The following is a 9156-nucleotide window of genomic DNA, read 5'->3' on the forward strand; positions in this document are numbered from 1 at the left end:
GCTGCAGCTGGTCAATCCCGACGGCATCCCGGTGTTCCAGACGATGGAAGGAGAAGTCAACCCCCGCATGGGCAACGATGTCGGGTCGGTGTCCGTCAATCTCATCCTCAACTTCCAGAACATCAAGTTCGATGCCTACGCCGACTACCAGATCAATCTTGCGATTGACGACGTCGCCATGGCGGCCCTGCCGTTGCGGGTGCGCGAAATGCCCGCTCCCCGCAACGCGTAGCCGCGGGCATGCAATGGTGCCGCGCTTATTGCCGGTCGATCAGCGAGTCGAAATAGGCGTCGAGGCGCTGGGCCCCGCCGGCTTTGATGGCGTTGTCGAGCGTGCGGAAGGAGCGGATGCGGGCCTGCTGCATCGTCGTGTGCGCTTCGCGGCCCTTGTGGCCGATAGACACCAAGACATCGCCGTCGGCATTCTTGATTTGCAGGGCCAGCTCGTAGCGGGCGAAGACCAGCCCCTGGGTCCGTTCGCCGGTGTCCGTAACGGAAACGCTGCCGGCGATGTCGAGAACAACCGGGGTGCCGACCACGAATCCGTATTGCGTAATGAGTTCCTCCAGCGTTCCGTTCATGCGCTTTTCATCGTCGCCACCGATCTTGATGCGGACCTTGATTTGCTTGGCGGTGTCGGCCAGCGCCTTGTGCAGGTCGTTGATGGAGTAGCCCGGGGTTGAGCCCGGCACGGACGGGGGATGGATGACCTTGAGCTGCTGCAGCAGGTAGGACACTTCGGCGGCGTAGCCGCTGGCGGCGCGCAGGGTGGCGTATTTCTTCAGCACGTTGCCCGTGTTTCCGGCACTGGCCAGCAGGAAGTTGACGCGCGCGCTTCGTTCGTCGATCTTGTCGCGGTAAATGGCGGCGGTGTCGCGGCGGTTGAGATAGGCGACCGCATGGTAGCGGGCCATTTTATCCTTCCAGGCTTCCGCGTGCTGGATGTTGAACAGCGTCTGCGACGACAGGATGTTCACGTCGGAGGTGAAATCGGTGGTGCGCACGAAAGATTTGCCGGTTTCGGTGCTTTGGTCGAGCAGCCGCTCGTCGGATTCGATGTGGGCTTCGAAAATACGCGCGAGGTTGGCGGCGGCGGCGTTCTCGGCGGTTTGGCGCGTATCGCCTTCGCCCACGGCCACGAGGAACCGGTCTTCGGGATAGGCGGTTTTGGGGTTTGCGACCCAACCCGGCGTTCCGCCGCCCAGCATCGTGCATCCGGTCAAGGCCAGGCAGGCAACCGCCAGTGTCAGTGGCAGGAAGGTGTCGTTTCTCATCGTTCGGGTCCTAGTTCAGATAGACGGATTCAAGCAGGTTGAGTTTGCCGGCTTCCACATGGGTGCCGGGACGGTTGTCGATGTGCAGCAAGGTGCCGTTGGTGGAATAGTAGTTGATCTTCACGTCGTATTCGCCTGCCTCGAGATGCAGTTCCCGGATGGCCGATTCCGCCGGGAAAAAACGCGACATGCGCAGGTCGGCGTTCTCGGTCTGGTCCACCACCAGGTCGGCGGCTAGCCGGGTGAAGAAGGCGATGCCGCTATCCATGTTCGCCGTCAACTGGGATTTGGCCTGTTCGGCGGCAAGCCCCTTGATCACGGCGCGCGTTACGGTCTTGAGGTAGATGAGCGGCTTCTTGATGCCGAAGGTTTCGATGGCGACGTTTTCGAGGCTCTCCAGCCGCTGGAGCTTTTCGGGCGTTCCGTGTTCGGCGACCGCCACTTCGATCCATCCGACTTGCGAGGGATGCTTTTCCATGGAGGGCAACTGGAATTTGAAGTGGTAGCCCGCCGCCATGCCCCACCACGGTATGGCCGTGAGTCCCGTCAGGTTTTGTTTCCCCAGATAGTTCTCGGACGTGCCCGCCAGTACGATCAGGTTTTCCTCGGTGTGGATATAGAACGTGGCCGCCTTCTTTTCCGGCGAGCGCCCGCTGAAGGCGATCACGTTCAGGCGCGCCTTGGGCGGCGAAAGCCTTTGCGTCGACCCCGAAAAGTCGGGTTTGTCGAAGGGGTAGAGGTCGGGTTGGAGCTTCCAGCCCCGGGCGATTTTTTCGAGGTCGATGCGGACGTCGTCCCACTTTTGCTCGTTGCGGTAGAGCATCATGCTCATGTAGCGCCCGAGGGCCGATTCCTGGAACGGGCTTTTGCCGGGCTTGAAATCCTCGTGGGCCTCCTCGGCCTCGTTGAGCTTGCGCGCCATCTTTTCGTGCTTGTCTTCGAGCTGCGCCAGCTTGTTGTTGATGCGCCGGACCTCGACGAATGCCGAGTCGTTCTGGCCCAGCGCAAGATAGTTGAGCGACTTGAAGACGTTGAGGTAGATATCCTCGTAGTCCTCGCCCGCATAGGCCTGCGCATTGTCGTTGAGGATCAGGGTCGAGGCCTTGCGCGTGAGGCTCTTGGTGAAGTTGTCCTCGATCGCCCGTTCGGCCTGCTCCAAAAATTCGTTGCTCTTTTCGTACTCCCGGTTCCAGTGGTAGAGCATGCCGATGTCGAGGTAGTAGATGGCCCGGTCCTTGTAGGCGTACGACTTTTCCTTGGCGGCTTCGATCTGGGCGATGGCGCCGGAATAGTCCGCCCGCGCCAGCATCTTCTCCGTCCCGGCATAGTGCGTCTTGTCGGTGCGCATGCTCGCACAGCCGGTCAAAACGGCGAGCAGGCAGACAGCGGCTATGGATCGGGCGCGAGGCATCGGATCGGTTCGGAATGCGGCCCGGGGGCCGCACGCCGGACAGCACTTGGGCTAAAACTTCAGTTTGGCTTTCTTTACGACCTTCTTGATCTTCTTGTCGCCCATCCAGACCTTTTCGTTGGTTTCGAGGTGAACCATTTCCATGTCGACCTGGTAGAACTTGACCGAGGTCTTTCCTTCCTGGTCGATGATGGTCTTGATGCTGCCCTGCAGCATGTAGTCGGCGCCGGTTTCGGCGGCGAGGCGCTTCTGGGTCTGCACGGTCGACCAGGTTTGCTGTTCCTTGCGTTCGTCGCGCAGCTCGCCGCGCTCGGTCTTGTTGGCCACGAAGGTGACGCGCCCGTTATTGATCAGCTCGCGCTCGAGGTCTTTCACGAAGGTGCCGGTTTCGATATGTTCGGAACTCAGGTTGCGGATGGTGCCGACGATCACGACGGGCTTCTTGCCGTTTTTCGACCGGTATTCCTCGATCCAGGGGCGGGTGGCGATGTCGGCGATCATCTCCTTGGAAACCAGTTGGGAATCGGTGTCGTTCCAGCGCCCCGAAAGATCGATCGCCTCGTCGGTGGCCACGCGCTTGACCCTGGTCTTGCATCCCGTCAGGGCAACGACGGAAACGAGTGCGAACACAAACAACAGATGGCTTCTTCTCATGGCGGTATCTCCTGGGGTTTCGTTATCCAAAAACTTGATAAAAGATTATAGTCGGCGGCGCGGCGAGGTCAACCGCAAGCGGGTTACTTCAGCAACTCGCCGATGATTACGTCGAAGTCCGGATCGCGGATGAGCAGCGTGATCTTGTCGGTGCTGAGCAACTGCTTTTCCTTGAGACGCTCGATGCTGGCCTGGATGTTCTCGTTGGCGCCGAACTGCGAGAGCCGCCGGCACAGCTCCGATTTCTTGTCGCCTTCCCAGACCACCCCCAGCTCGCGCAACTCGGCGAGCGTCTGCTTGTCGTTGAAGAGTTGCCGGAGCGCCAAGTTGTCCGCAATCCGATCCGCATCGCCGCTGAGCAGGTCGTCGGCAAACTGCTTGTCGGTGAGGAGGTGCTGCACCGAGTCGGCGCGGATTACGCTTTCGAGGTGCTGCAAGCCCTGGGCCGGGTTGCTGACCACGCGGGCCGTCGCGGCCGCCTGCGATTCGCGGCCGCCGCGCTTGGCGACGAGGTAGGTGGATTCATAGACGACGCGCCGCGCAAAACGGCCGAAGGCCGATTTCTCGGCGCCCGGGATGGAGGTTCCGGCCATGCCGACCAAAAAGAGATCGCCCAGCCAGAAAAGGAAAATCATCGAGAAAAGGCCGATGCCCAGGTTGATGGCGCTCCCGCCGAGCGAGCTGTACCACGGGTGGTGGTAGTCTTCCTTCTCCTCCTTGTGCTTTTGCTCGTCGCGCATGTTCGACATCAGCACGTGGAAGAAAAAGGTGATGACGACGAACGTCAACCCGGCAACCACCGGAATGGTGACGATCCGCGGGCGGTGGGCCGCCGCACCGAGCCAGGCGCCGGCATAGCGGCCCATCAGAAAGGCCATGCCGTACGCCAGGATGACGCGCACCACGCCCAGCAACGAAAGCATGAAACCCTTTTGCCATCCCGCCAGAATGAAGAATAGCAGTATTATCGTCGCAACGATATTGATCACAAAATGCATACAACCCTCAGTCCATTTGATCCATCCGAAAGATAGATTGTTATCTACAACGCAGAAAGCCTAAAATGATTGCCTATTTTTCCACTTCAAGGGACTGCGATATGGATTTTTTATATGCCGCCGAGCTAAAACGGCAATTCACCTGTTACGGACACTTCTACGAACTGAGGCTCATGAACGGCGAATTCGCCAAATGCCGCAGTGTGCTGGAGATCGTCGATACGTCGATTTCGCAGGCCGATCCCTCGTCCATTTCCGAAATGGAGCCGGACGTGGTGGTCATCATGATGAATCCCGGATCGTCGCGCCCGAAGGTCGACGGCCATGTGGATGGGCGGATCGAATATCCGCAAAAGGGCGGGACGAACCGCAAGGAGCTGGTGCTGACCCAGCCCGACAACACCCAGTACCAGGTGATGCGGGTCGCCGTCTCGCAGGGCTGGAAGCATATCCGCGTGCTCAACCTCTCCGACCTGCGCGACCCGAAGTCCGGCAGCTTTCTGCAGAAGGTCGATGCCCTCGGCGGAATCATGGGCGGCCACGTGCATAGTCTGTTTTGCCCGGAACGCGACGCCGAATGCTCCCACGCGCTCAAACGCAAAACCGGCACCCCGATCCTGCTGGGCTGGGGGCAGGATCCCGGTCTGTTGCCGTTGGCCGAACAATGCCTCGACCGGATCGATGGCGAGCCCACCTGCACGGTGGCGTCGGACGTCCATCCGCGGCTCAACGCCCACCCGAGCCCGATGTTGCAAAAGAAAAAACTCCTCTGGCTCGAAACCATCATCGGCCATCTCGAAACGCATGGTTGATCTTTCCAGCGCCCGGCCAATCTGCTCTTATTGACGCGATGAAACTGATCAAGATCAACGAACAGCCCGAGCGGGGCGTGTCGCACAATGCCAAGGTCCGCAAGCGCGTGATGGTCGGGCCCGGCGTCGTAAAGGGAATCACCAACTATTCCCGCGCCGTTTTTCCGCCCGGCGAAAAAGCGGCCGAACATCTGCACGAGGATAGGGCCGAGGTGTTCACCTGCGAATCGGGATGCGGCGAGATCCGCGTCAACGATGTGGGCTATGTCTTTTCCGCCGGCACCACCGTGGTGGTCGGGCCCGGCGAAGTCCACGAAATCATCAACAGTGGTTCCGCCAATCTGGTGGTCACCTATTTCGGCGTCCTGGCGGATTGATGCGCATCGATTCCCCGATAGACTTTGTTCGGGGCTTTCCTTATGGTTCGAACGCTGGGGGATGGGGCGCGTGGTTGGGTTGGGAAACGGCAGAGCGCGGCTGTTCCGGCGTTGCAATGGGTCCATGCAAGGGTGGACATCGTTTTATTCGGGGTTATGAAACATGGTTGAGAAACTTTCAATGGTCGGGCCGTTGCTGATTGCCGTCGCCGTGGTTGGACTGCTCCTGTGGGGCGCACATTGGTTTCTGATTAAGCGACATTCCGATTTAGGCAACGAGCGCTTGTTTTCTCGTCAGCTCATAATGCTTGGGTTGACGCTGTTGGGGATTCTCGTTTTGATCTTTGCCCTGCCCATTCGCGATAGTTCGCGGAATCAATTAACCGGGTTGATTGGAATTCTGCTGTCGGGGATGTTTGCTTTTTCATCCACCACGGCCATTTCCAATCTTGTGGCGGGGGTGCTGCTGCGCATTACAAAGCCGTTTCGGGTCGGAGATTTCATTCGCATCGGCGACCATTTTGGCCGGGTGTCCGATCGCGGCTTGTTCGATACGGAAATGCAAACCGAAACCCGGGAACTGATCGCGTTGCCCAACGCATACTGTATCAGCCATCCCGTAACCACGGTCCGCAGCTCGGGGACCATTATATCGGCATCGCTATCGCTGGGGTACGATTTGGATCATCGCCAAATCGAATCGTTGCTCGTGGAGGCGGCGCAGGCTTGCGGGTTGTTGGAGCCCTTTGTCCATATTTTGGAATTGGGCAATTTTTCGGTTACCTACCGTGTCTCGGGATTGCTGGAGGAACCCAAACGCCTCATTTCGGCTCGCTCGAATCTCTATGCCTGCGTGCTGGACACGCTGCACAGCCACAGCATCGAAATCGTGTCGCCTTCGTTCATGAACCAGCGCAGGGTCGAAGAATCCGCAAAAATCATTCCTTCAACGAAAGCCGTCGCCGCCGTCGAGAACGTGGAATCATCCGCGGAAGACGTGGTTTTTGACAAAGCGGAACAGGCCGAACAGCTGGAATCTGAAAAGCGGGACGTGATGCAGCAAATTGAACAGATGGAATCGACGTTGAACGAGGCGGCCAACGGCGAGGATAAAAAGGCCCGGCAAGACGCCCTGGCGGGCATGAAGGAGCGTCTGAAATCCCTGAATGCCGAGCCGGCGGCACCGGTGCCGGAAAACGGCAATGCCGAACCAAACGCCACTCCTCGGGGGGGGAGCTCCGATCGGAACATGTAAATGCGAACCCGTCCTGTTTTCGCGGGAAACTTCGGTGCGCGTCAAAGGGTCGCGAGGAAGGCTTGGATGGAGTCGAAGTAGGCCTGTTCCGCGACGTAGGCATAGTTGTTGTGTTCGCCGTTTTCGATCCAGAAGTGCTGCTTGGGTTCGGGGGCCGCGTTGAAGAGGGCCTTGCCGTGCCAGAAGGGTAGCACCGTGTCGTTGGTGCCGTGCATCACCAGCACCGGGCACCGGACCTGTTTCATGGCTTTCACGCTGTTGAATTTGTCCCACGGCAGCAACGGTACCACGGTCTTGACCCGGAAGGCCGACGCAAACGAACTCTCGACGATCAGCCCGCCGACGGCGTGGTGGGCCGCCGTCCATATCGCGACCGCGCCGCCGAGCGAACGGCCATGGGCAATGATGCTTTGGGGCGGCAACTTTTTCTCCTCGACCAGCCAGCGGTAGGCGGCGTCTGCATCTTGGTGGATCTTGCGGTAGGAGGGGTGGCCCTCGCTGGTGCCGTAGCCGCGGTAGTCGTACATCAGCACCGAATAACCCAGCGCATGGAACTGCTCGATGAACGGCAGCACCCGCCCCAGATCCTCCGCGTTGCCGTGGCTGAAGAGCAGGGTCTGCTTGGCCCCGGGGCTTTCAAGCCAGACCGCGTTGATCCGTGCGCCGTCGGCCGTCGCGATCTTTACTTCGCTTGGGAGCCGGGTGTAACTCGCCGCCTGCGGCTGGAAAAGAATCCTGTCGGAGATGAACAGGGCAAACAGGTTCAGGAAGAGATAGATGCCCCCTGCGTAGAGCGCAATTCGTATGAGTGTGTTTTCCATCATGGAGCCTAAAATATAGGTTCCGTTTTCTGGAAGCGCAACGGCAAAGATTCCGGTAGCCAATGGTTGTCGGCAAACCCGCAACGCGCTAGCTTTGCCTGTGAACGGAGGACGGAATATGGAGTCGGAAATCCTTAGATCGGAACTGGCGGGCACGTGGTACTCGGATAATCCGGAGCAGCTCGCCCGGGAGATCGATGCATATCTGGAACGTGCGAAGCCGGAAGAGATGGGAAAGCCCATGGCGCTGATTCTGCCCCACGCGGGCTATCGCTATTCGGGCATGGTGGCGGCGCACGGCGTCAAGCTGCTGCAGGGTAAGCGCTATGGCCGGGTCATCGTGCTGGGGCCGAGCCACCGCGTTCCCATGCTCGACACCGTCAGCATCCCCGACGTCTCCCATATCGAAACCCCGCTGGGGCTCATCGAGATCGACCGCGACTTCGTGGCGGAGCTGTGGGGCAACGAGCGGTTCCAGTCCTATCCCCAGGCGCATGGCAGCGAACATAGCGTCCAGATCGAGCTGCCGTTCCTGCAACGGGCCCTCGGCCATTTCAAGCTGGTTCCAATCGTCTGCGGCGAGCTCGGCATGGCGGGGGCGGAATCCATCGCCCGCACGTTGCGGGAACGGATCGATGCCGACACCCTCGTGGTGGTCAGTTCCGACTTCACGCATTATGGCCGCAACTTCGACTATGTCCCTTTCACGGAAAACATCCCGGCCAATCTCAAAAGCCTCGACCTGGGCGCGTTCCGGTTGATTGAACAAAAGAAGCTGGGCGACTTCCTTCGCTATATCGATAACACGGGGGCAACCATTTGCGGTCGCAGTCCCATTGCCGTGTTGCTGGCCATGCTGCCCGATTCGGCCCGCGTGCGGCTGCTGAAGTACGAAACCTCCGGCGACCTGACGGGGGACTGGTCGCACTGCGTCAGCTATATCTCCGCCGCCGTCTCCGGCGCCTGGACCAAGATCGACAAGGTGCCGGCCCCGGTTGCCGAAGGGGGGCTTTCGGAGTCGGACCGGCGGCAGTTGCTGGCCTATGCCCGCTATCTGATATCCAAGCAGCTCAAGCGCAACGGCCCGGATTTCGAGCTCGCACCCACCCCGGCCATGAAGCAAACCATGGGGGCCTTCGTGACCCTGCATAAGCATGGTCAGCTGCGCGGGTGCATCGGCGAAATCTTTCCGCGCCGCGCCCTCCATGCGGCGATTGCCGAGCAGGCCTTGAATGCGGCGTTCCACGATCCGCGCTTCCCGAAGCTGCGCGAGGACGAACTGAACGATATCGACATCGAGATCTCCGCTCTCACCGCACCGCATTCGGTGCCGTCGTTTGAAGACATTGAAATCGGCAAGCATGGCATCGTGCTGTCGAAGGGAATGTGCTCCGCCGTATTCCTGCCGCAAGTCGCGCCCGAGCAAGGCTGGGATCTGTCAACCACGCTGTCCCACCTCGCCATGAAAGCCGGCCTCGGCCCCGACGACTGGAAAAGCGGGTGCCAATTCCAGGTTTTCGAGGCCATCGTGTTCGGTGAAAAGACCGGATAGGA

General features: G+C 59.8%; 10 protein-coding genes. 5 read left to right on the plus strand and 5 right to left on the minus strand.

All coding sequences use genetic code 11. The annotated features are described in order from the left end of the window. The coding region (locus ABYO54_RS09925; protein ID WP_372808095.1) for a DUF6941 family protein at positions 1 to 232 on the plus strand (232 nt) is incomplete at its 5' end. Between the two features lie 25 nt (positions 233 to 257). Here ABYO54_RS09925 and ABYO54_RS09930 read toward each other — a convergent pair. The 4 genes from ABYO54_RS09930 to ABYO54_RS09945 all read right to left on the minus strand — a co-directional run bounded on the left by ABYO54_RS09930 (position 258) and on the right by ABYO54_RS09945 (position 4337). After that, positions 258 to 1274, minus strand: a complete 1017-nt coding sequence (locus tag ABYO54_RS09930) for an LPP20 family lipoprotein (protein ID WP_372808096.1) — start codon at positions 1272 to 1274, stop codon at positions 258 to 260. A 10-nt stretch (positions 1275 to 1284) separates the two neighbouring features. Further along, complete coding sequence (locus ABYO54_RS09935; protein WP_372808097.1) at positions 1285 to 2685, minus strand: hypothetical protein; 1401 nt, start codon at positions 2683 to 2685, stop codon at positions 1285 to 1287. Positions 2686 to 2736: 51 nt separating this feature from the next. Further along, positions 2737 to 3339 (minus strand): penicillin-binding protein activator LpoB, encoded by a 603-nt coding sequence (locus tag ABYO54_RS09940; RefSeq protein ID WP_372808098.1) that lies wholly within the window; start codon positions 3337 to 3339, stop codon positions 2737 to 2739. Between the two features lie 83 nt (positions 3340 to 3422). Continuing rightward, entirely contained in the window at positions 3423 to 4337 is a 915-nt protein-coding gene (locus tag ABYO54_RS09945) for a hypothetical protein (RefSeq protein WP_372808099.1), read from the minus strand. A gap of 101 nt (positions 4338 to 4438) precedes the next feature. Here ABYO54_RS09945 and ABYO54_RS09950 point away from each other — a divergent pair, with 101 nt between their 5' ends. From ABYO54_RS09950 to ABYO54_RS09960, 3 genes are all read left to right on the plus strand, one after another. Beyond that, positions 4439 to 5149 carry a DUF1643 domain-containing protein gene (locus ABYO54_RS09950; RefSeq protein ID WP_372808100.1) on the plus strand — a complete coding sequence of 237 codons (711 nt, stop codon included), beginning with the start codon at positions 4439 to 4441 and terminating at the stop codon, positions 5147 to 5149. A 38-nt stretch (positions 5150 to 5187) separates the two neighbouring features. Further along, entirely contained in the window at positions 5188 to 5526 is a 339-nt protein-coding gene (locus tag ABYO54_RS09955; protein WP_372808101.1) for a cupin domain-containing protein, read from the plus strand. A gap of 193 nt (positions 5527 to 5719) precedes the next feature. After that, a complete protein-coding gene (locus tag ABYO54_RS09960; protein ID WP_372808102.1) occupies positions 5720 to 6781 on the plus strand; it encodes a mechanosensitive ion channel domain-containing protein in 1062 nt (353 codons plus the stop codon). A 41-nt stretch (positions 6782 to 6822) separates the two neighbouring features. Here the strand turns inward: ABYO54_RS09960 and ABYO54_RS09965 are convergent, their stop codons facing one another. Beyond that, a complete protein-coding gene (locus tag ABYO54_RS09965) occupies positions 6823 to 7605 on the minus strand; it encodes an alpha/beta hydrolase (protein WP_372808103.1) in 783 nt (260 codons plus the stop codon). Between the two features lie 115 nt (positions 7606 to 7720). Here ABYO54_RS09965 and amrB point away from each other — a divergent pair, with 115 nt between their 5' ends. Further along, a complete protein-coding gene (amrB, locus tag ABYO54_RS09970; RefSeq protein WP_372808104.1) occupies positions 7721 to 9154 on the plus strand; it encodes an AmmeMemoRadiSam system protein B in 1434 nt (477 codons plus the stop codon). Positions 9155 to 9156 lie beyond the last annotated feature (2 nt).

Origin of the sequence: Pontiella sp. (assembly GCF_041622395.1) — a bacterium.
Taxonomy (GTDB): domain Bacteria; phylum Verrucomicrobiota; class Kiritimatiellia; order Kiritimatiellales; family Pontiellaceae; genus Pontiella.